This window comes from Arthrobacter sp. NQ7, assembly GCF_029581595.2.
Lineage (GTDB): Bacteria > Actinomycetota > Actinomycetes > Actinomycetales > Micrococcaceae > Arthrobacter > Arthrobacter phenanthrenivorans_B.
This window is the reverse complement of the sequence record NZ_JARFXU020000008.1, coordinates 45,960-67,558: the sequence shown is the minus strand read 5'-3', so window position 1 is coordinate 67,558 and position 21,599 is coordinate 45,960. Positions and strand designations below refer to the sequence as shown.

Genomic DNA, 21,599 nt, shown 5'->3' with positions numbered 1-21,599 from the left:
TGCGGCCCGCTCCTAGGCTCAGGACATGGAGAAAAGGAGGCGGCCATGAACACCTACCAGCCGCAGTCATCAGCACAGGCAACACCGACACTTGCCGAACTTCCGTTCGACGCAGCGGAGCACTTCGCCGGCTACGCCGTCCTGGGATTGCCTTTCGCCAGCGGCCACTACCTGGCCTTCCGGGATTTTCCGGTGAGCTCCGTAGGCCCCGGCTACCGCTCCGTCTGGCACCGCACGCCCGGCGGCGAGTGGACCATCTACGCCAACACCGCACCGGAGTTCAGCTGCGCACGATACTTCGGGTCGGCCGTGCACCATACGGTGGAGACCGACGTCGACATCCAGTGGAGCGGGCCCTTCACCGCCCGGATCACGGTCCCGGGCGCCATTGACTGGCGCCTGGAGCTGGGCACCTCCGCGGCCACCTCGATGCTGACTGCCATGGCCGTCCGGATGCCCGAGACGCTATGGCGCAACGAGCTGGTGCTCCGCGCCATGGGAGCATTCGCCGGGCCGCTGCTGAACGCCGGCAGGATGAAGGTCTCCGGCGTGGTGCCCAACGGCCAGACGTTCCAGGCCCAGCCGCGCAAGCTGTGGCTGGTCACGGGCTCCCAGGCAACCATCCTGGGTGAGGACGCCGGACAGCCCGGGCCGCTGGAGGTGCAGGACCACCTGGCGGACTTCTGGCTTCCGCAACGCGGACTGTTCGGAGCGCAGGTGGGCGTGCGGTTCCCGTCCACCGCTCCATCCAGCGCGGAACCCGCCAGCGAACGCACCGGGAGGAAACAGGCGGCATGACGGCGGCGGCCGGTCCCTCCGGCCCGCATGCCCCTACTGCCCGAGGTGATGGCGTCCCTAGAATGGCACGTGTGAAGCAGCCACCGGCTGGACCCCGACGCAGTGAAGTCCTGGCCGCGCTGTCCCTCGCCATCGACCTGGGCCTCGGCCAACCGATGGAGCACATGCTGCGGTCCTGCCTGCTGGCGTTGCGGATCGCCAAGGCCGCGGGCGTTGACGCCGCCGGCCAGGGCAGGCTCTACTACGCCAACCAGGTGGCATGGATCGGCTGCCACGCGGATTCCTTCGAACTCGCGGCGCTGTTCACGGACGACATCGCCTTCCGCGCCGATTACTACAACCGCGACCAGCACGGGCTGCCCATGTACGCCGGCATGTTCAGCCACGCCGGCGCGGGCCTCCCGCCGTTCGCCCGGGTTGCCTACTGGACGCGTTTCGCGGCGACGGGCAGCGCCGCCGTGCGCACCATGATCGCCTCGCACTGCATTTCCGCCGGGGTGCTGGCCAGCAATGTGGGGCTCGACGGCGGCGTGGCAGGACTGCTTGCCCACACCTTTGAGCGCTGGGACGGCAAGGGCCTGCCGGAGGGCGTCGCGGGGCCGGACATCCCGCTGGAAATGCGGATCATGCACCTCGCGGATACGGCGGAGGTGTTCCTGCGGCAGGAGGGCGTGGCCGGTGCGGTCGCCATGGTGCGGGCGCGGCGCGGCAGCCAGTTCGATCCGGCCCTGGCCGGGCTGTTCATCGACCAGGCCGGGGCGCTCACCGAAGGACTGCTCGACGTCGACTGCTGGCAGGCGGCCTTGGACCTGGCTCCCAGCGACGCTCCCCTGACCGGCCCGCAGCTGGACGCGGTGCTCCAGGCGGTCGGTGACTTCGCGGACCTTAAATCTCCGTATACAGCCGGCCATTCACGCGCCGTGGCTGCCCTCGCGGCCGCCGCGGGCGGTATCCACGGGATGCCGGCTGACGACGTCACGCAGCTCCGGCGGGCAGGATGGGTGCACGACTTGGGCCGGCTGGGAGTATCCAACCAGGTGTGGGACAAGAAGGAGCCTTTGTCCCGGGCGGACCTGGAACGCATCCACATGCATCCCTACCTGGGCGAACGGATCCTCAGCCGCGTTCCCGGTTTGAAGGGCGAGGCGGCCCTGACCGGACTGCACCATGAGCGGATGGACGGATCGGGCTACCCCCGCGGCATTGGCGGAACCGAGCTGGGGATCAAGCAGCGGATCCTGGCGGCCGCGGACTCGTACCATTCCTCCCTGGAGCCGCGGCCGCACCGGGCCGCGCTCCCACCGGCCGACGCGGCGGCCAGGCTGCGGCAGGAGGTTTCTGCCGGCCGAATCAGCGCCGACGCTGCCGACGCGGTGCTCGTGGCGGCAGGCCAGCCGCACCGCCGTCCTGCCGCTCCAGCCGGGCTCACGCCGAGGGAAGTGGAAATCCTCGGCATGCTGTGCCGGGGAATGACCCCGGCCGAGATCGCCGCCAGCCTGTTCCTTGCCCGCAAGACGGTCCGCAACCACGTGGAGCACATCTACACGAAGATCGGTGCGACCAATCGGGTGGGCGCCACGTTGTTCGCGGTCCGGAACGGGCTCATCAATTAGAGGGTGGTGACGCCCCGCGAAAGCGGGGCGGCGACGTCGTGCCTGTAAATCTGCGGTCCGTTCTTCGTGACGGATGTCCCGCGCCGAATGCTGCAAATTAATCAAAATTATGTCAAGATCTGTGCAAATTTGTCCCACCAGAGACCACATATCACCACACCACTAGGGCAAGATTAAACGGCTCGAGAAGCTGCAGCCCCAGAAACAAGGCGAAAATCGCAGCGAGTTAGTCATTTTCAAAATAAAGAGTCATGAATGCGAAAAGCCAACTAATCTTTCATCATCATGGCATGACTACACCAGAGCTTCCGGGGGCAAGCTCACAGCAGACTGCGCCCCACCAGCAACCGCAATTTCCACCCATGCCACCGAACTACGGTCCTCCGGGCGCTTCGGGCCCGCAAGAGTACGCAAAGGCAAAAAAGCAGCGAAATGTCATCGGGCTCGTCGCACTCATTGCCGCAATTGTCGGTTTCATCTTTGCATGCATCCCCGGGGCTCTTATTATCGGTTGGGTCTTGCTGCCGATTGCGTTCATCCTGGCAATTGTTTCCCTCTTCTTGAAGGACAAAGCCAAGGGAATGGGCATCACAGCCCTGATCTTGTCGATCGTGGGAACCATCGTCGGCTTTGCCGTATTCTTCTCCGTTGTCACGGCGTCGGCCAAGGACGCTTTCGGAGGCGGCGACACCAAAGTTTCGGCGCCAACCGCTGAAGCAGGTAGTGGCGCTCCAGCAGCAGAGCAGGCGGGGGCGAAGACCGGAACACGCGAAAATCCTTCGCCAATCGGTTCAGTCGTGGAGTCAAAGGATTGGCGGGTAGTGGTTAACTCCGTCACCCTCGCTGCTACCGATAAAGTCGTGGCGGCCAACCAGTTCAATGACCCTCCCGCCGCGGGGTCAGAGTACATTCTGGTCAACTACTCGGCGACTTACATCGGTAAGGACGCCAATGGACAGACCCCTTCCTTCGTCTCGGTCGACTATGTCACTGCCGACGGGAAGACTGTGGATAGGTTCGACCACAGTGTCGTTGCACCTGATGCCATCGATAGCAATACCCTCTACAACGGCGGCACTGCAACGGGCAACATCGCTATTCAGGTACCAACCGCGACAGCAGACCAGGGCGTTCTCGCTGTCCGGCCGGGCATGATCGCAGACAAAGTCTTCGTCGCCGTCAAATAAGCAAATTCATCCACAACAAAGCAAGGCCTCCGGTACTCACCGGAGGCCTTGCTTTGCTGTGGGGCAGGCAGCGCCAGTCAACTGCGTTCGCTGCTTTGGCTGCTGCTGACTGGCCAGGGCATCCTGACCGTTGCTCTTGTTACCTGCGGCTTCGGCACCAAGGGGCTACCCGTCCTCCAGCTCCCAGTCCTTCACATCCGCCAGCGGAGCGAAGATGGACGGGTCCAGATCCTCGAACTCCATGTTATTGCGGACAAGGTGCGGCCAGTTCCGGTTGGCGAGAGCTCCCTTGCCCAGTGCAATCACGTCCGCCGAGCCCTCCGCCAGCATGGACGCTGCAGTGTCCGGATCGTCCAGCTTGCCGTTGGCGATCACCGGCACACCCGAGTACTTCTTCGCCAGCGCAGCCAGCGATTCCCCGGCATCCGCGAACGCAGGCTCGGTGGCGCGGTACTCGGTGGTATGGACAAAATCGATGCCCGTCGCGCCCAGGGCGCCAAAAATGACCTGGGCTTCTTCCACACCTCCGCTCCACTTGTGCTCAGTGTCGCTGACCTTGGCCTGGGAGATGCGGATCCCCACCGTCATGTCCGGGCCAACGGCCTCGCGGACGTCGTGGCAAATTTCAGCGGCTAGCCGCACCCTGTTTTCCGCTGAGCCGCCGTACTGGTCGTCGCGCTGGTTCAGGTAGTCCGTGAGGAACTGGTCCAACAGGTACCCGTTGGCACCGTGGATCTCGACGCCGTCAAAGCCGGCCCGCTGCGCGTGCAGCGCGGCCGACACGAAACCATCCCGCACCTCTTGCATCTGCGCCAGGGTGATCGCGGAAGGAACGGGATAGGGGCCTTCGCCGCGGTAGAACCCCAACTGCTCCCCCTTGGGCGCCACCGCCGAGGGTCCCACCGAGGTGGCCACATACCGGTTCCCCTGGCTCTGCGCCCCCGCGTGCATCAGCTGGGCGAAGATCTTGGCCCCTTCCGCGTGAACCCCGTCCACCACGTCCGCCCAGGACCGGGCCTGCTCCTCCGTGGCGATGCCGGGCTGGAAGTGGTAGCCCTGGCTGTGGGCGGTGTCCGGATAGATGCCTTCCGTGATCAGCAGCCCGAAGCCGCCGCGGGCAAACGTCCGATAGTAGGAAGCCATTCTTTCCGTGGCGTGCCCGTCCTCCGTTGCGCTGATCCTCGTCATGGGAGCCAGCGCAATCCGGTTCTCCAGTTCCGTGGAACCGATCCGGATGGGTGACCAGAGCGGGGTGTAGTCAGTCATTCACAATCTCCTTTGGGGTATTGGCCGCATCCGGGTTCGGACGCATTCCAGCCGCGCGTGCCGGCAGGCCCGCGTTGGCTGGATCAGCTGCGTACGCCTGCCGCCGTGTACGCAGTCGATCTACAACCACTGCGTCGGGAAAGCAGCCGAGCACGGCGGACCACAGTTCTTCAAGCGTCTGGCACTGCATCGAAGCCCCGGCGGCGCCGGTCATCAGCCACCCGTCCTTGAGGGCAGTAACCTTCGGGGCGCCCGGAAGGCCGGCGCAAACGGCGTTGACCGTGGCGGCCACGATCAGATGTTGCCGCATGGTCCGCACCGGTCCCAGGGCAGGATCGGCAACGGTGGTCCTTCCGCAGGCACCGCACATGTCGCTCCCCTTCCTTACGGCATGACGTCGCCGGAGTTGGGCCCCAGCGTCTGTCCCACGAACAGGTTTCCGCCCGGGTCGCTGGCCAGCAGCACTGCCGCCGGTGCCACTTCCGCCGGCGTCCCGAAGCGCCGGAGCGGAAGTTCAGCCCGTTTCGCGGCCTTCCAGCTTTCCGAGATGCCCTCCACCAAAGGCGTTTCAATCGGGCCTGGGGCGATGCAGTTGACCAGCACATTGTCGGCCGCCGTCTCCAGGGCAAGCGCCTTGGAAAGACCCACCACGCCTGCCTTCGCGGCACTGTAGTGCGTCAGCCCCACACCGCCCTTGATGGCCAGCTGGGAGGCGATGTTGATGATGCGGCCCCACTTGCGCTGCCGCATCTCCCCCACCACCTCCCGGCAGCAGAGGAACACTCCGGTCAGGTCCACCGTGAGGGTCTCGTTCCACATGGCCAGGGACATGTCCTCCAGTGGGGACTCCGTCAGCAGGCCCGCGCTGTTGACCAGGACGTCGATGCCGCCCAGCCTCTCCCGGGCCTCAGCGAACGCGGCCCGGACGCTGGCTTCATCCGCAACGTCCACCTGGATGGTGCCGTCACCTCCAGCCCGGTCCAGGACGGCCACCCGGTCCCCGTTGGCCAGGAAGGCCTCGGCAATGGCCTTGCCGATCCCGCTGGAACCGCCGGTGACTACCACCCCGCGGCCTTTCCCTGCTTGGGCGTGTCCGGCGGCCTGGTCAGCCTGGGTCGATATGTTCATGGTGTCCTTTCCTTCTCGGCGCGCCCTCAGGCGCGCATCTTTACGGTGAGGCCGCCGTCAACCACCAGCGCCTGGCCCGTGATGTACCGGGAATCATCGGAGGTGAGGAACCCGATTACGCTGGCCACTTCCTCCGGTTTGCCCACCCGCCCCCAGGGGATGTCGTTCCCGGCCCGCTGAAGCCCTTCGGGTCCCAGCGAGTTCACCGGGTCCAGGGACTGCGGCGTTTCGATGAGGCCGGGGATCACGGCGTTGGCACGGATCTGCCGCGGGCCGAGCTCCACGGCCACGCTGCGGACCAGGCCCAGGACGCCGGCCTTGGCGGCAGCATAGTGCGCGTGTTCCTCCCACCCGTACACCCCGCCGGCGATGGACGAGACCGCAACCAGCGCGCCGCCGTCGGTCATTCTCTCTGCCCCGGCACGCAGCGTGCGCAGCACGCCGGTGAGGTCCACGTTGAGCATGTCGTGCCAGCGTTCGTCCGTCATCTCCCCCAGCGGGGAATTGCGGAGGATCCCGGCGTTGGCGATGGCGTAGTCCAGCCGGCCGTATTCGTCCACGGCCCGCTGGGCCAGGGCGTCCACGGAGGCGGTGGTGCGGACGTCCACTTCGTGGATCACCGCCTCGCCGTTGGCCTCCTTGACCAGCCGGAGGGTTTCCTGGGGGTCGTGGGGATCGCCCGGGAAAGTGCCGATGACCGACACCACCCCCTGGCGCGCATAGTGAACGGCGAGGGCACGGCCGATGCCGCTGGCGGCACCGGTGATGATGGCGACTTTGTTAGACGACGTCATGGGGGTGGTCCTCCATCAGGGCTTCAACAGGCGGCTTGGCGGCGATCATCAGGAGTCCGGAGACGAGGGTGCCCAGGGCACCGACCCAGAGGGCCGCGGCGCCGGTGCCGGCACCTGCAGCGATGGCGGTGAAGATGGCGCCGCCGAGGATGGTTCCGGGCTGGCTCATGGCGCCGATGAAGGCGGTTCCGGTGGCCCGGCAGCTCACCGGGTAGCACTCGGCCATGAAGTACTGGATGGCGGCGTACGGGCCCACCAGGAAGAACAGGCCAGCGCCGTAGGTCAGGATGATCATGAACGGGCTGGTGGCGATCGGGCTGAGCATGATGGAGAAGGAGATGCCCGAGAGGATCCAGCCGCCGATGATGGTCCGCTTGCGGCCGATCTTGTCACCGAGCCAGCCGTGGAAGACGTAGCCGAAGTAGGCCAGCAGGTTGATGACGATCAGCATCCAGAACGCATCGGAAAGCTCTACGCCCTTCGCGTTCTTCAGTACCGAGCTGCCGAGGACGCTGAAGATGGTGATGCCGAAGAAGTTCACGATCCAGGCGAGCGAGAACACAATGGTGTTCCGGCGCAGGTGCGGCTCCCAGATGCGCTTGAGGGGCGCTGCCGAGGAGTGCTCGACGCCGTAGGAGTGGGCGAGGGCGTGCGCGTCCTCCGTCTTTCCGTGCTTTTCAAGCTCGGTCAACTTGTGGTGCAGCTCGAACTGGGGTGTTTCCTTGAGCTTCCTGGCGATGACCCAGACGATGACGGCGGCCGGGATGGTGGCCATCAGGTACAGGGCGCGCCAGCCCAGGGAGGGCAGGAAGGCCAGGGCCAGTGCGCTGGCCAGCAGGAAGCCGAGCGGCCATCCTCCCTGGATGAAGGAGTAATGGAAGCCGGGGCGCTTGCGCTTATCGGCCACCTCGGTGACCTGGTAGACCTCGTTCATGTAGGTGGCGTTCACGGCCTGCTCGGAGAATCCGAGGCCGCCGAAGGAACGGACCACCACCAGCATGGCGTTGCTGAAGAAGGGGATGCCGGTGGGGATCAGTGCCGTCAGTCCGGAGACGACGGCGGTGCCGCCGATGGTGGTCATCATGCCTTTGCGCCGTCCCAGGCGGTCGATGATTGGCCCGATGCCGAAGCAGACAATGGCGGTACCGACGGCGATCCACGTGTTGATGGCGTACGCCTCGGGGGCGGTCCAGCCGAATTCCTGCTCCATGGCCGGCAGCAGCGTGCCGAACAGCCCGTAGTCGAAGACGGCCACGGTCCACGCGAGCAGGGCGAGCACGGTGGCGGTTGAGGTGTTGCGCTTGGAAAAGACCGGGAAGCGGCGCTTCTCGTCCGGCCGGGGCTGCGACAGGTCGACAGCCGGTTCGTGGATGCTCATGACTTGCTGTCCTTTCGGGGGCTGCGTGCGAGGAAGGAGTCGGCGATCTGGTCGAAGGTGCACCAGGTGACGCCCTCATGGGAGTTGATGTGTTCGATGAGGCGCTCGAGCATGAGGAGCACCTGGGGACGGCCGGAGACGTCCGGGTGGATGGTCATGGTGAAGACGGCCTGGTCCATTTCGCGGTGGACCCAGTCGAACTGGTCCCGCCACATTTCCTCGATGTCGCGGGGGTTGACGAAGCCGTGCGAGTTGGGCGCGGACTTGATGAACATCATGGGCGGCAGGTCATCGAGGTACCAGTTGGCCGGGATCTCAACGAGGTCGGTTTCCTCTCCGCGTACCAACGGCTCCATCCAGGTCTGGGCATCCTTGGTGTAGTCGATCTTTTTCCATGAGTCGCCCACCCGGACGTAGTACGGCTCGAAGTCGCGGTGCATCAGGGAGTGGTCGTACTTGATGCCCCGTTCAAGCAGGATTTCGTTGGTGACGGGCGAGAACTCCCACCAGGGGGCGACGTAGCCCGTGGGGCGTTTGCCCGAGACTTTCTCGATGAGCTCGATGGACCGGTCAAGGATCGCCGTCTCCTGCTCGCGCGTCATCGCGATCGGGTTCTCGTGCGAGTATCCATGCACGCCTATTTCGTGTCCGGCATCAGCGATCATGCGCGTCAGATCGGGGAAGGTTTCGATGGAGTGCCCCGGCACGAACCACGTGGACGGAAGGTTGTACTTTTCGAAAAGGCGGATCAGGCGGGGCCCGCCGACCTCGCCGGCGAACATGCCGCGCGAGATATCACAGGGCGAGTCCTCGCCTCCGTAGGAGCCGAGCTGGCCTGCGACGGCGTCAACGTCCACACCGAAGGCGACTTGAATGTCCTTTGCCATGGGAATTTCCTTTCAATATGAATAAACCGGGATGTTCTGGGGTGTCAGGCGGAAGGTTCAGGGGGCCTCCCTCGTTGGGTGAAGATTTCGGTGATCCACGTCCTGTCGGGCTTGATCCGGAGCAGGAGGCTGAGCAAGATCAGCGACTGGGACGGTCGGAGGTGGCCGGAGGCTACGGCACCGGCGGCCCGGAGGTCTTCACCTCCGCCGCCTGCTCCGTAGATGGGGACCACGGGGCCCGCGTCCACGCGCGTGCTGGTGACCACCACGACGCCGGACGCCACCGCGGCGGCGACCTTGGAGCAGAGGTTGCGGTTGGCATTGCCGCTTCCGGTTCCTTGCAGGACGATGCCTTCCGCTCCTGCTTCAAGGGCGGCGTGCATCAGGGTGGAGTCGGCGCCGGGATAGGCGGCAACCAGGTCCACCCGTGGGGAGCGGCCGTCGGGCTCGGGCAAAGGCAGGGCCTCACGCCTGCTGCCACTGCCCGCCATTGCAACTTCTCCCCGGGCTGATACCTGGCCAAGTACCCCGAAATCGGGGTTCGCAAAGGCATTGAGCCGAAGAGTCTGGCTTTTCCTGACGCCGGCGGCCGGGAATATGGTGCCTGCAAAGCACACCATCACGCCTTTTCCCTTTCCCTCTTTTGAACCCGCGACGGCGATGGCCCGGGCCACGTTGTCCGGGCCATCGGGAGCGTCGGAGTCGGCGGCCCGCTGCGAGCCGGTGAAGACAACCGGCCGCTCGTCGCTGTGGGTCAGGTCGGCAAGGTAGGCAGTCTCCTCCATGGTGTCCGTCCCATGGGTCACCACCACGCCCAGGACCTTGGGGTCCTTAAGGACGTCCTTGATAGTGGCGCAGATCCGGAGCATGTCCTCGAATGTCAGGAGGTAGGACCCTTTCTGGAAGACATCGAGGACCCGGACGGGGTGGGAGGCGGGCGAGCCGAGGGCTTTGAACACTTGCTCCCCGGTATCGGAGGCGACTGCGCCGCCGCCCTGGGAAGAACGCGACGAGATGGTGCCTCCGGTAGCCAGCAGCACGACATGAGAGTCGGTAAGGGTCATTTCAGCTCCGGTGGTTTGCTCCGCGACCGGAAACCCAATCGTTTGGGTTGCACTGCGCGGAAGACGGGTATTGCACGGGACAAGGCTGGCGGCGCCGGGGATGGAGGTGCCGGGAGGAAGTTTTGGGAACTCTACCCAAACGTTTGGGTTGCGTTGATGAACGACTATAGGATGTGAAGCGAATCACGTCAAGAGCCGCTTGTAACCCTGCTGTGAAGGGCCGGGCGGCGGACCTGGGTTACAGTGGGCAGGAGAATGGACATGCAAGAAAAGGCCGACGGCGGCCGGACAGTCACGCTGAAGGATTTGGCCCGGGAACTGGGCGTGCATCCGTCCACAGTCTCCAGGGTCCTGCATTCCGGCTCTGACGTCGCCAAGGGAGCAGCCTCGGCAGCCACCGCAGAGCGCGTCCGCGACCTGGCCCGAAAGCTTGGCTACTCCCCCGACCCGCAGGCGGCCAGCCTTCGCACCCGTCGGACCAAGCTGCTCGGGGTGATCGTCCCGCGGCTCTCGGACCTGGTCCTGGCCATCATGTACGAGGGCATCGACGAGGCCTCCGCCGAGGTGGGTTACTCCGCCTTCGTGATGAACTCCCGCGATGATCCCGAGGAACAGCGGCGGAAGATAGACCTGATGCTGGCGCGCCGCGTGGACGGCCTCATCATTGGTGACGCGCACCTTGACGGCGGCCTCCTGCAGGAACTGACCGACCGGAAGGTCCCGTTCGTCCTCATGAACCGCCGGGTGCCCGGCTACCCCTCTGCCACCTGTGACGACGTCGTCGGCGGCGAACTCGTGGCCAGCCACCTGTGGGAGATGGGCCACCGGCAGGTCGCCGTGATCGCCGGTGAACCGTACGCAAGCACCGCCGTCGACCGCACCGCCGGCTTCCTGGACCGCTGGCGGTCTCTGGGCGGCACCATCTCGGACGATGACGTGGTCTGGTCCAGGTTCGATACGGCCGGGGGCCGGGAGGCAGGGGAAAGGATCCTCGCTAGCCGCAGGCCGCGGCCCACCGCCATCTTCGCCGTCAACGACTTTGCCGCCATTGGAGCCATGGGAGCCTTGCGCTCCCACGGCCTCACCGTGGGTCAGGATGTGGCGGTGGTGGGCTACAACGACACCTCCCTGGCCGCCGAACTTCCCATTCCGCTGACCTCCGTCCATTCCCCGATGGCCGACATCGGGCGGACGGCAGTGCAGTTGATCCAGGCCGTACTCAGGGGCGAAAGACCCCAACCTGAACGGCTGACGCCCACCCTGTGCGTCCGGGAAAGCAGCGCCGCCAGGGCGCCCGCGGAAATGGCCGCCAACTAGGTTCCGGCGGCGACGATCCGCAGTGCCAGCAGGCAGGTTGCCCGCACTTCGCCGTCGTCCAGGTCCACCCGGAGAAGCTCCTCAATCTTGCGCAACCTGTACGTCAGGGTGTTGCGGTGGATGAAGAGCTCCCTGCAGGTCTCGCGGGTATTCCCGCTGTGCCGCAGGTAGGCCTCGAGCGTTTCGCGCAAGGCCGTGCCGCCGTCGGACATCAACGGGGCCAGGAGCCGCCGGGACATGGCCACCAGCCCGGCGCCGGGCAGGCCTTCCACCACGCCGGCCAGGTCAGCGACCGGCGCCTGATGGAGCCCCGGCTCGCCCACACGGCGGCGGGCCAGCTGGAGCACCAGCGGCAGTTCGTCCAGGTTCCCGCACCCGGAGACGACGGCGGAGAGTTCCGGCGCGTCCTGGAAAGACTTCCGGACGGCGTCCATCAGTTCCATCCCGGCTTCCCCGCGCTGCACCAGCACGGTGGTGAGGCCGGCCTCCTCCATGAACCGCACGGTGCTGTACTCGGCCTGCAGGCCGACCCGCACCCGCCAAGCGATGGTCCTCAGCTTTGCGGGGGCCACCTCCCCGGCAGCGCCGATCAGCACCGCACCCCACTCCCCCTCGGGCTCGAATCCGGCCTCCACAGCGTAGCGCCGCAGGGCCGCTGCGGGCGTTCCCCTTGCCTCGTAAAGCGCCTCCATGAACCGGGCGGCCTCCCGCGAATGCAGGGGCGAGCGCGAACCCAGGGTGTAGCTCAGCTGCATGGCAATGACCGCAGCCACCGGCCCCAGCAGCGGCTGCAGGACCAGGCTGCTCGTGATGCCCTCGATGGCCAGCCTGAAGTGGAGGATTCCGCCGCTGGGCAGTCTCAGCGTGGTCCGGGCCGTTCCGCCGTCCGCTGTTCCTGCGGACAGGAGTTCAAAGCCGTTGTGGTCAAGGACCGCCACCCGCGCGCGGACGGCGGTGGCCACCCGCTCCAGAACCTGCGCCAGGGAATGGCCTCCCGCCGCCAGCCTGGTGCACTCATCCGCCAGCTCCCACCCGGCGCGGAGCTCCGCATAGCGTTCGGCCACGATGCGCTGGTCCACGTGCCGCATCACCAGGATGAACGGCACCTCCGGAGGCAGTTCAAGCAACGGAAGGCCGTGGGCTTCGCAGGCCTTTACCAGGCCGGCCGGCAGTTCGCGGTGTGCGGCGCCCAGGCCGAAAACGAGAGCGGACACGGGAACGGACATCAGGCGTTCAACGTAGGCATCCCAGATCCGGTAGTCCTTGACGTTGAGGCCCATCCCGTTGGTCAGCAGCAGAGCGTTGACGCTGAGGAAGGGCGTTGGGTCCATGTGCTCCGTGGGTGCACACCAGGCGATGGGCCGGGCGACGCGTTCCGGGCTGCCCTGCACAGCAAGGCGGATGTTCAGCGCCGGATCCGCCAGTAGATCGGCAACACGCATGGCAACTCCTCAGGGTTAGTGCAAGAAGCATAATCCGCGTGCCCAAATTCGGCGATCCGCCCAATTCCGGCCGGTCCGCTGGCTCTGTACCGTTGCCTGCATGCAAAAAAACGTGACGGAAACCACGCCTGCCCGGGTGCTCCTGAATTCGGACATGGGTGAAGGCTTTGGATTGCATGAGTTCGGAAACGACGTTGCCCTGATGGAGATCATCGATGTCGCCAACGTCGCCTGCGGCTACCACGCCGGGGACCCGGACGTCATGAACCGGACGGTGGCCCTTGCCGCCGAACACGGGGTGGCCGTCGGAGCCCATCCCGGCCTCCCCGATCCCATGGGTTTCGGCCGCCGCCGCATGGTCCTCAGCCCGGACGAGGTTGAGTCGATCATCCTGTACCAGACCGGGGCTTTGACCGCTTTCCTGGCAAAGAACGGGCTGTCCCTCAACCACATCAAACCCCACGGTGCCCTGTACGGCATGCTCGCCGGAGACGAAGAGCTCATGCAGGCGGCGGCCGGGACGGCGAAACAATTCGGTGTTCCTTTCTACGGCTTGGCAGGCACCGCCCACGAAACGGTGTGCCGCGCCTTAGGCGTGGACTTCGTTGCGGAACTCTACGTGGACCTCAACTACGGCCCGGGCGGTGAGCTCCTCATCCAGCGCCGGCCCGAGCCCACCGACCCGGCCGCGGCCGCAGAACGTGTCAGCCGGGCCGTGGCTGGTGAACCCGTTCCCGCCGTCGACGGCACTCCCCTGAACATCGCGTTCCAGAGCATCTGCGTGCACTCCGATGCTCCCAACGCCGTGGCCGTCGCCTCAGCCGTGCGCAAGGCACTCGACTCATCCACTTCCACCCACTCCTGAAAGCGAGCAGCACATGGCCACGATCGTTTCCCCACTTCCCGGAGTCTTCTACCGCAAGCCCGGCCCGGGCAAACCCCCTTTCGCCAATGAAGGCGACACCATCGAAGTCGGCCAGACCATCGGCATCGTGGAGATCATGAAGCAGTTCACCGAGATCCAGTCCGACGTCGCCGGCACCCTTGAATCCTTTGAAGTCAACGAAGGCGAGATGGTCAACCCTGGCGACACCATCGTCGTCATCCGGGAAGGATAAAGGCAGCCCATGAAACTGTTCATCGCAAACCGCGGCGAGATTGCCGTACGGATCGCCAGGACCGCCCGTGAAATGGGCATTGAGACGGTCCTGGGGGTCAGCGAGCCCGATGCGGAATCGCTGGCAGCCAAGTCCGCCGACCACTACGTAGTGGTCGGCCCGGCTCAGGCAGCGGCCAGCTACCTGAACCAGGACGCACTTGTGGCCGCGGCCCAAGAGCAGGGGTGCGACGCCGTGCACCCGGGCTACGGTTTCCTCTCGGAGAATGCCGACTTCGCCCGGAAGGTGGCGGAAGCAGGCCTGACCTGGGTGGGCCCGAACGCGGACACCATCGCCATGATGGGTAACAAGTCACTGGCCCGGGAAGCTGCGGCCAAGGCCGGAGTCCCCGTGCTTCGGGGGTCGGACGGCCCCCTGGATCCGGAAGCTGATGCCGTCGCAATTGCACGCGGCATCGGGTACCCGCTGGTGGTGAAGGCTTCCGCCGGCGGGGGTGGCAGGGGAATCCGGTTCGTGCACGACGAAAGTGAACTCCTGGAAACCATCGAGATGGCCAGGGGCGAGGCGGCCGCCGTCTTCGGCGACGCCACCGTCTACCTGGAACGGTTCGTGGAGCACGCCCGCCATGTTGAGGTGCAGGTCCTGGGCGATGGAACCAACTTCATCCACCTTGGCGACCGCGACTGTTCCATGCAGCGCCGTTCCCAGAAGGTTCTGGAGGAAGCGCCGGCCCCAAATCTTCCTGAAGCCGCCCGCGCAACCATCCGGGAGTCCTCCGTGGCCCTTGCCCGCGACTGCGGCTACCACGGAGCGGGGACTGTGGAGTTCCTGTACGACCCCCTCAACCACGAGGCGGCATTCATTGAAATGAACACCCGCATCCAGGTGGAGCACCCCATCACCGAGCAGATCACCGGCGTGGACCTGGTCCGCGAGCAGCTCCTGATTGCCTCCACCGGATCCATGTCCATTTCCCAGGACGATGTGCACTTCAGCGGCCACGCCATCGAATGCCGCATCAACGCGGAAGACCCCAGCAACCACTTCTTCCCCAGCCCCGGAACCATCCGGTCCCTGGACTGGCCATCGGGTGAGGGCATCCGCGTGGACACAGGAGTGGAAGCAGGTTCGGTTGTGAGCCCCTACTACGACTCCCTCCTGGCCAAGCTTGCCGTCCATGCCCCGGACCGGAATGCCGCCATCGCCGCCACGTTGGCGGCCCTGGAGGCAACACACATTGAAGGGGTCAAGACCACCGTCCCCGTCCACCTGGCGCTGCTGGCGCGGCCAGAATTCGCCGAGGTCAGCCACCACTCCAAGTTTATCGAAACCGCAGCCGACCTGATGGGGGCAAAATGACCACCGAAGCCGCTGTCCTCCCCGGGGCGCGCTACACCTGGGGCGGGGACGAATTCCTGTTCGTGGAAGTCTCCGAAGCGATGAGCCTGCCCGCGAACTTCAAGGTCATGTCCATCGCCGGCAGGCTCTCCGACGCCGGACTCCAGGGAATCGTGGACATCTGCCCGGCCAACGCATCCCTGCTGGTGCGCTTCGATCCCGACGTCCTGCCTCCGGAACAGCTGGAAACAGCTGTGCGCGACATCGAGCGGGACCTGACGTCCCACCAGGAACGGGCACTGGAGACCCGGATCGTTGAGGTCCCGGTCTGGTACGAGGACCCGTTCACCGCGGAAGTGGCCCAGCGGTTCCGTGAAGGGTTCCACCAGGAGCCTGAAGGCAGCGACATCGATTACGCGGCCAAGGTCAACCATCTCAAGGACGCTGCGGAGTTTATCCAGCGGCACCACGAACAGCCGTGGCTGGTGTCCATGGTGGGCTTCGTGGCCGGGCTGCCGTTCCTGTTCCAGCTGGTGGACCGGGACAAGCAGCTGGAGGTGCCCAAGTACCTGAGCCCGCGGACCGACACCCCCAGGCTGACCGTGGGGCACGGCGGATGCTTCGGCTGCATCTATTCCGTCCGGGGCGCCGGCGGGTACCAAATGTTCGGCGTGGCCGCCGCCCCTATCTTTGACCCCGACCAGGCACTGGCGGACTTCAAGGACTTCATGGTGTTCTTCCGCCCCGGGGACATCGTGAAGTTCAAGCCGGTGACCGAGACGGAATACAACGCCATCCAGGCCGACATCTCGGCCGGCACCTTCCGCTACCGGCAGGCGCCGGTGACCTTCGAGCTGTCCAGGGCACTGGCCGACCCGGAAGGCTACAACCGTGAACTCATGGAGGCCCTCAATGGCATTTGAAATTGGAAACCCGGGCCTGGCCACCACTGTCCAGGACCAGGGCCGCACCGGCCACTACAACGTGGGCATCCCGCAAAGCGGCTCCATGGACCAGTACTCCGCCGAGCTGGGAAACGCCCTGGTGGGCAACACGGCACGCGAAGCGGTCCTTGAATGCACCTACCTGGGACCGGTGCTGACCACCGACAGCGACGCCGTCATCGCTGTCACCGGCGCTCCTGTGGAGGTCAAGGTCAACGGGGAGCCGCGGCCGCAGTGGAGCCGCCTGCTGCTGAAGGCCGGGGACCAGCTTTCCTTCGGCGTCATCCAGGGCGGCACCCGCTACTACATCGCGGTCCAAGGCGGCATCGACGTCCCGGAGGTGCTGGGCAGCCGGTCCACGTACAGCCTGGGCGGGATCGGCGGGTTCAAGGGCCGCAAGCTCGAGACAGGCGACGTTGTCCCCGTGGGCGCTCCCCTCAACGGGGGAGGACTCCCCCAGGCAGAAAGTGTCCCGGATGAATTCCGGCCCGTTTACGCCAAGGAGCAGGAAGTCCGGGTCGTGCTGGGGTTGTATGACCATCGCCTGACCGATGAAGGGCTGAGCAACCTACTCAACGAGGAGTGGAAAGTGACTCCCGTAGCTGACCGGATGGGTCTTCGCTACTCCGGTCCGGGGGTGAAATGGAAGGAGCGGGAACAGCCTTTCGGCGCCGGCTCGGATCCCTCCAACATTGTGGACGCAGGGTATGCCGTCGGCTCCATCCAGATCCCCGGCGGGACCCAGCCCATCATTCTGCACCGCGATGCCGTCTCCGGCGGCGGCTACGCGATGGTGGGCACCGTGATCAGCGCCGACATGGACCTGGTTGCGAGGGCGGCCCCAGGAACGGCAACCCGGTTCGTGGCGGTAAGCCTTGCTGATGCCCTGAAAGCCCGCCGTGATCATGCCGAACGATGGACCAAGGCGTGGGCGGCGGTGGGTGCAAGCCGCTGACAAGTACGAGGCGGGTCTCAACGTCGGGACCCGCCTCGGCCAGTGGGCCTCAGCGTCCTCGACCCCGCGATCTTCTGGTCGCCCTTGGAAGATCACGGGCAACACCTACCTAATGCCCTCCCCTTTGAGCTCCCCTATCTGGCACCCCTCCGGGCTCAGGGGGTTTCAGCGGACGTATGGTGATCCGGCCGGGAGGTGATGAAACAGCCTCCCGGCCACCGACATAGCTCTGAGGGGACCGTTATGCGCCTGCTTCGCCTTGTCATCGCCCTGCTCCTCGCGCTAGGCGCTGCCGCGCTCCCCCTCCCAGCCCAGGCGGCCGACGTCGGAATTCCCGGCCCGTCCTACGCGGGCGACGGCGTCAGGACCCCGACGGCCGACAAAGCCCAAAGCAAGCTGTGGTTCCAGGACGGGAACTGGTGGGGGCTGATGTGGAGCCCGGCAGCCCACGCTACGACGATCCACCGGCTCGACGCGGCAACGCAGGCGTGGCAGGAGACGCCAACGGTGGTGGACGCACGGGCGAGTGCCCGCGGCGATGCGCTCTGGGACGCCCAGAACGGCAAGCTCTACGTGGTCTCGGGCACCACCGTGCGCTCGGAATGGAACTCGCCACCGTCCCAGCAAGTGGTAACCTCCGGGTCCGCGGAGCTTCACCGCTTCAGCTATGACGCGTTGACCAAGACCTACGCAGAAGATGCCGGTTTCCCCGTCACCCTTCACAGCGGGAGTACGGAATCAATCACGGTGGCCAAGGACTCCCTCGGCACGCTGTGGGTCACCTACACCTCCGTTTCGGCCGACAACAACAACCGCGTCTACGTGAACCACTCGACCACCAGCGACACAGCATGGGGAACCCCCTTCGTCCTGCCGACCACCAACGCCCAGGTGCACTACGACGACATCTCCGCCGTCACCTCGTTCCAGGGCGACAAGATCGGGATCATGTGGAGCAACCAAAAGCCGGGGCAAAAGAAGTTCTACTTTGCCATCCACCAGGACGGCCAGCCGGACAAGTCGTGGCAGACCGAGGTGGCGTACGGCGGCGGCAAGAACTGCACCGGCGGATGCGCCAACGACCACCTGAACCTCAAACAGCTGGCCAGCGACGGCAGCGGACGCCTCTTCGCCGCCATCAAGACAGCCAACCGGAACGCCGGCCAAACGTTGGTGGCGCTCCTGGTGCGCGACGGTAAAGGTGACTGGAGCAGCGCCGAGTTCGGTGAGGTGCAGGACCTCCATACCCGGCCCATGGTGATGATCGACGAGGAACACCACCAGGTCTGGATGTTCGCTGTCGCCCCGGAGGAGGGCGGCACCATCTATTACAAGAAGTCCCCGATTGACCATATTTCCTTCGCCCGCGGAGCCGGAACGCCCATCATCAGCAGCAGCACCGACACGGACATCAACGACCCCACATCAACGAAGCAAAACGTCACCAGCCAGACCGGCCTGGTGGTGCTGGCCTCCTCCAGGACCAACTCCCGGTACTGGCACGCGTATATCAACCTTGGCGGCTAGCCAGCCCAAGCCTCTCAGGAAAAAGGGTGGCGCCTCTGGACAAAAGATAGTCTTCGTAAAGATAATCTATACACAGACTATCTCTTCAGGAGGCTAATAATGTGGGAGTACCAGAACGCAGTAGAGACGACGGCCGCACCGGAAGCGATCTGGCGCCTCTGGTCCGACGTTGAGAACTGGGGCACCTGGAACGCGGAGATCGAGAAAATCGAGATCAACGGCCCGTTCGCGCCGGGGACGCAGATCCTGATGACGCCCCCGGGTGACGATCCGATACCCCTCGTCATCGCCGAGGCAGTGGAAAACGAACGCTTTGTGGACGAGGCCCGGTTCGGGGACCTGCTGCTGCGCACCACCCATCGCATCGACGCGGACCAGGGCAGGACCCGGGTGGTCTACCGCATGGAGATCACCGGCAGCGGCGCCGACGAAGCCGGCCCGCAGATCGGCCCCGGCATCACCGCGGACTGGCCCGAGACGATGGCAGCGCTGGTGAAGATGGCGGGCGGCTGATGCCCCTCAACCCCGGCGACAGCCCCGGTTTCCTGCTCTGGCACGCCACCCTGCGCTGGCAGCGGGAAATGGCGGCCGCCCTGGATCCGCTGGGTCTCACCCACGTCCAGTTCGTCCTGCTCGCGTGCGCCTGGTGGCTCAATGGGCAGGGTGTGCACCCGAACCAGCTGGCCGTGGCCCGCCAGGCCGGGACTGACGTCAAGATGGCCTCGCAGGTCCTGCGCACGCTGGAGGCCAAGGGACTCATCGAACGGGAGGTCGATCCCGCCGACACGCGGGCCAAACGGCTGCGCGTCACAGACGCCGGAGCGGACCTCGCGCCCCGCGCCATCGCCGCCGTCGAACTCGCCGATGCCCAGTTCTTCGACTCGGTACCCGTCGACGACGCCGTCTCCCTGCTCCGCCGCCTGGCCCGGCCCGACTTTGCCACGAACCCAAAGGGACCGGCTGGCGGTGACCAGCCGGACGCCGCCAGTCAACCCCCGCGGCACGCCCAGCCATAGACTGCAAGGCATGACTGTGGTTCTTCGCAATGTCCGTCCCTGGGGCGGGGACGCCGCCGACGTAACGCTCGACGGCGGGGTGATCGCCGCCGTCGTGCCCGCCACCCTGGACGGGGCTGCGTCAGCCGCCGGCACCGCCCAAGCAAACAGTGACGTGGTGGAGGGCCGCGGCCGGATCCTGCTGCCGTCCTTCTCCGACGTCCACGTCCACCTCGACTCGACCCGGTTGGGCCTGCCGTTCCGCCCGCACACCGGCTCGCCCGGCGTGTGGAACATGATGCTCAACGACCGCCGGAACTGGCGGGACGCCGAAGCCTCCATCACCGAGCGGGCCACCCACACCCTGGGCGCGATGATCGAGCGCGGCACCACGCGGGTGCGCAGTTACGCGCAGGTGGACGCCGACGCCGGGCTGGAGCGTTTCGAGGCCGTCCTCGCCGCCCGGGAAACGCACCGGGACCGGGCGGATGTTGCGGTGATCGCGTTTCCGCAGGCGGGCCTGCTCCGGGAGCCCGGCAGCGCCGAGGTCCTGGAGGAGGCGCTGAAGCTGGGTGCCGACGTGGTGGGCGGCATCGACCCGTGCGCCCTGGACCGCGACCCCGTCCGGCACCTGGACATCGTCTTCGGCCTGGCGGAAAAGTACGGCCTGCCGGTGGACATCCACCTGCACGAGCCCGGCCAGCTGGGCCTCTTTAGCAGCCAGCTGATCCTGGACCGCACCAAGGCGCTGGGCATGCAGGGTCTGGTGACCATTTCGCACGCCTTCTGCCTCGCGGAGCTCCCGGCCGGTGAGCTGCAGGAGCTCATCGACCAGATGGCAGGCCTGGATGTTTCCGTCGCCACCGTCGCGCCGGCCGGGTGGCCGCTGCCGCTGCAGCAGCTGGCGGCCGCCGGTGTCCGGGTGGGCCTGGGCGAGGACGGCCAGCGCGACTACTGGTCGCCCTACGGGAACGCGGACATGCTGGACCGGACCTGGCAGCTGGCGTTCACCAACAAGTTCCGGGCGGACGAACTGATCGAGCACTGCGCCGCGGTGGCCACCATCGGCGGCGCCAGCATCATCGACCCCACCGCGCAGCGGCTCGCGTCCGTGGCGGACCGGCCCGGCCTGGCGGTGGGAGATCCTGCCGAGCTGGTGCTGCTGGAGGGCGACTCTGTGACCGCCGCCGTCATGGACAAGCTGCCCGGCCGCACCGTCATCCACCGCGGCAAGGTGGTCGCGGACGGCCTGCACCTCGTCTGAGCCGGACGGCGCGTCCGCCCGCCCTCCCAAGCCGGCGTCCCGGCGTCGTGATTTTGTACGACGCCGGGACGCAGCTTGGTGCCGGACCTCCCCTACTGCCCGGGCGCCCGGTAGGCCGGGGTCTTCTTGGCGGCTTCGTCCAGGTCCTCCACGCTCAGCAATGGCTTGAGGCGGACGTTGACGGTGCCCGTCGAGTTGATCAGCAGCGACAGTGCCGCAGCACTGGCGTCGTCCGGTACGTCAAAGACGCCCAGGACGTCGTAGTAGCCAAAGGCGTAGTAGAAACTGTCCAGCGTTCCGCCCACGGACTTCAGCGCCTCGGTCAGGGCGTCACGCCGCGCGGTTCCGCCTTCCTTCATGAGCCCCTTGATGCCCTGGCCCACATACGTTGCTTCAAACAGATACTTCGGCATGGTGTGTCCTTCCCTGGATCGCTGACTTCGTGTTCCGCGGCCATCGGGAAGGCACCCGCGGATTCCGGGCACGGCTGGTGGGGACGGCGTCCACAGAATCCTCCTCACCTGGCTCAATGGCCCTGCAGGAGCGGCCCAGATCCGGCCCCCTATTATGTGGAAACGGGGCGA

General features: G+C 66.0%; 22 protein-coding genes. 13 read left to right on the top strand and 9 right to left on the bottom strand.

The genetic code is table 11. The annotated features are described in order from the left end of the window. Window positions 1-45: 45 nt before the first annotated feature. The 3 genes from PUN71_RS10795 to PUN71_RS10785 all read left to right on the top strand — a co-directional run bounded on the left by PUN71_RS10795 (window position 46) and on the right by PUN71_RS10785 (window position 3,598). Window positions 46-798, top strand: coding sequence for a hypothetical protein (locus PUN71_RS10795; RefSeq protein ID WP_277798392.1), 753 nt, complete (start codon window positions 46-48; stop codon window positions 796-798). Between the two features lie 71 nt (window positions 799-869). After that, window positions 870-2,411, top strand: a complete 1,542-nt coding sequence (locus tag PUN71_RS10790; protein ID WP_277798391.1) for an HD domain-containing phosphohydrolase — start codon at window positions 870-872, stop codon at window positions 2,409-2,411. Window positions 2,412-2,662: 251 nt separating this feature from the next. After that, complete coding sequence (locus PUN71_RS10785; RefSeq protein ID WP_283532400.1) at window positions 2,663-3,598, top strand: hypothetical protein; 936 nt, start codon at window positions 2,663-2,665, stop codon at window positions 3,596-3,598. A gap of 165 nt (window positions 3,599-3,763) precedes the next feature. Here PUN71_RS10785 and PUN71_RS10780 read toward each other — a convergent pair whose 3' ends face one another. The 7 genes from PUN71_RS10780 to PUN71_RS10750 form a co-directional block, all read right to left on the bottom strand. Then, window positions 3,764-4,864 carry an oxidoreductase gene (locus tag PUN71_RS10780; protein ID WP_277798389.1) on the bottom strand — a complete coding sequence of 367 codons (1,101 nt, stop codon included), beginning with the start codon at window positions 4,862-4,864 and terminating at the stop codon, window positions 3,764-3,766. Continuing rightward, window positions 4,857-5,156 carry a hypothetical protein gene (locus tag PUN71_RS10775; protein ID WP_283532399.1) on the bottom strand — a complete coding sequence of 100 codons (300 nt, stop codon included), beginning with the start codon at window positions 5,154-5,156 and terminating at the stop codon, window positions 4,857-4,859. Before PUN71_RS10775 ends, PUN71_RS10780 begins: the two co-directional genes overlap by 8 nt. A gap of 92 nt (window positions 5,157-5,248) precedes the next feature. Continuing rightward, complete coding sequence (locus PUN71_RS10770; RefSeq protein ID WP_052259868.1) at window positions 5,249-5,992, bottom strand: SDR family NAD(P)-dependent oxidoreductase; 744 nt, start codon at window positions 5,990-5,992, stop codon at window positions 5,249-5,251. Between the two features lie 26 nt (window positions 5,993-6,018). Beyond that, on the bottom strand, window positions 6,019-6,786 hold the full coding sequence (locus tag PUN71_RS10765; protein ID WP_277798387.1) for an SDR family NAD(P)-dependent oxidoreductase: 768 nt from the start codon (window positions 6,784-6,786) through the stop codon (window positions 6,019-6,021). Continuing rightward, entirely contained in the window at window positions 6,773-8,164 is a 1,392-nt protein-coding gene (locus tag PUN71_RS10760) for an MFS transporter (RefSeq protein WP_277798386.1), read from the bottom strand. The genes PUN71_RS10765 and PUN71_RS10760 overlap by 14 nt, the downstream gene beginning before the upstream one ends. Continuing rightward, complete coding sequence (locus PUN71_RS10755; RefSeq protein ID WP_043448838.1) at window positions 8,161-9,051, bottom strand: polysaccharide deacetylase family protein; 891 nt, start codon at window positions 9,049-9,051, stop codon at window positions 8,161-8,163. The genes PUN71_RS10760 and PUN71_RS10755 overlap by 4 nt, the downstream gene beginning before the upstream one ends. 44 nt (window positions 9,052-9,095) lie before the next feature. Next, window positions 9,096-10,115 carry an asparaginase gene (locus PUN71_RS10750; RefSeq protein WP_277798385.1) on the bottom strand — a complete coding sequence of 340 codons (1,020 nt, stop codon included), beginning with the start codon at window positions 10,113-10,115 and terminating at the stop codon, window positions 9,096-9,098. Window positions 10,116-10,370: 255 nt separating this feature from the next. Between PUN71_RS10750 and PUN71_RS10745 the strand changes: the two genes are divergently transcribed. Then, window positions 10,371-11,432 (top strand): LacI family DNA-binding transcriptional regulator, encoded by a 1,062-nt coding sequence (locus tag PUN71_RS10745; RefSeq protein WP_277798384.1) that lies wholly within the window; start codon window positions 10,371-10,373, stop codon window positions 11,430-11,432. Here PUN71_RS10745 and PUN71_RS10740 read toward each other — a convergent pair. Continuing rightward, complete coding sequence (locus PUN71_RS10740) at window positions 11,429-12,874, bottom strand: PucR family transcriptional regulator (RefSeq protein ID WP_277798383.1); 1,446 nt, start codon at window positions 12,872-12,874, stop codon at window positions 11,429-11,431. The genes PUN71_RS10745 and PUN71_RS10740 overlap by 4 nt on opposite strands. 100 nt (window positions 12,875-12,974) lie before the next feature. Here PUN71_RS10740 and pxpA point away from each other — a divergent pair, with 100 nt between their 5' ends. From pxpA to PUN71_RS10695, 9 genes are all read left to right on the top strand, one after another. Next, window positions 12,975-13,739, top strand: a complete 765-nt coding sequence (gene pxpA / locus PUN71_RS10735; protein ID WP_043448831.1) for a 5-oxoprolinase subunit PxpA — start codon at window positions 12,975-12,977, stop codon at window positions 13,737-13,739. Between the two features lie 13 nt (window positions 13,740-13,752). After that, a complete protein-coding gene (locus PUN71_RS10730; protein ID WP_043448830.1) occupies window positions 13,753-13,992 on the top strand; it encodes an acetyl-CoA carboxylase in 240 nt (79 codons plus the stop codon). 9 nt (window positions 13,993-14,001) lie between these two features. Continuing rightward, window positions 14,002-15,351, top strand: coding sequence for an acetyl-CoA carboxylase biotin carboxylase subunit (locus tag PUN71_RS10725; protein WP_277798382.1), 1,350 nt, complete (start codon window positions 14,002-14,004; stop codon window positions 15,349-15,351). Beyond that, the gene (locus tag PUN71_RS10720) at window positions 15,348-16,253 is read left to right on the top strand and encodes a 5-oxoprolinase subunit B family protein (RefSeq protein WP_277798381.1); all 906 of its coding nucleotides are present in this window, start codon (window positions 15,348-15,350) and stop codon (window positions 16,251-16,253) included. The genes PUN71_RS10725 and PUN71_RS10720 overlap by 4 nt, the downstream gene beginning before the upstream one ends. Continuing rightward, window positions 16,243-17,229, top strand: a complete 987-nt coding sequence (locus PUN71_RS10715; RefSeq protein WP_277798380.1) for a 5-oxoprolinase subunit C family protein — start codon at window positions 16,243-16,245, stop codon at window positions 17,227-17,229. The genes PUN71_RS10720 and PUN71_RS10715 overlap by 11 nt, the downstream gene beginning before the upstream one ends. Window positions 17,230-17,472: 243 nt before the next feature. Continuing rightward, a complete protein-coding gene (locus PUN71_RS10710) occupies window positions 17,473-18,756 on the top strand; it encodes a hypothetical protein (protein ID WP_277798379.1) in 1,284 nt (427 codons plus the stop codon). 99 nt (window positions 18,757-18,855) lie between these two features. Further along, a complete protein-coding gene (locus PUN71_RS10705; RefSeq protein ID WP_277798378.1) occupies window positions 18,856-19,269 on the top strand; it encodes an SRPBCC family protein in 414 nt (137 codons plus the stop codon). Next, window positions 19,269-19,772 (top strand): MarR family winged helix-turn-helix transcriptional regulator, encoded by a 504-nt coding sequence (locus tag PUN71_RS10700; RefSeq protein ID WP_277798377.1) that lies wholly within the window; start codon window positions 19,269-19,271, stop codon window positions 19,770-19,772. The genes PUN71_RS10705 and PUN71_RS10700 overlap by 1 nt, the downstream gene beginning before the upstream one ends. A 10-nt stretch (window positions 19,773-19,782) precedes the next feature. Continuing rightward, complete coding sequence (locus PUN71_RS10695) at window positions 19,783-21,015, top strand: amidohydrolase (RefSeq protein ID WP_277798376.1); 1,233 nt, start codon at window positions 19,783-19,785, stop codon at window positions 21,013-21,015. A 92-nt stretch (window positions 21,016-21,107) separates the two neighbouring features. On the opposite strand, the gene PUN71_RS10690 is transcribed toward PUN71_RS10695, so the two are convergent. Next, complete coding sequence (locus PUN71_RS10690; RefSeq protein ID WP_043448811.1) at window positions 21,108-21,428, bottom strand: GYD domain-containing protein; 321 nt, start codon at window positions 21,426-21,428, stop codon at window positions 21,108-21,110. Between the last annotated feature and the right edge of the window lie 171 nt (window positions 21,429-21,599).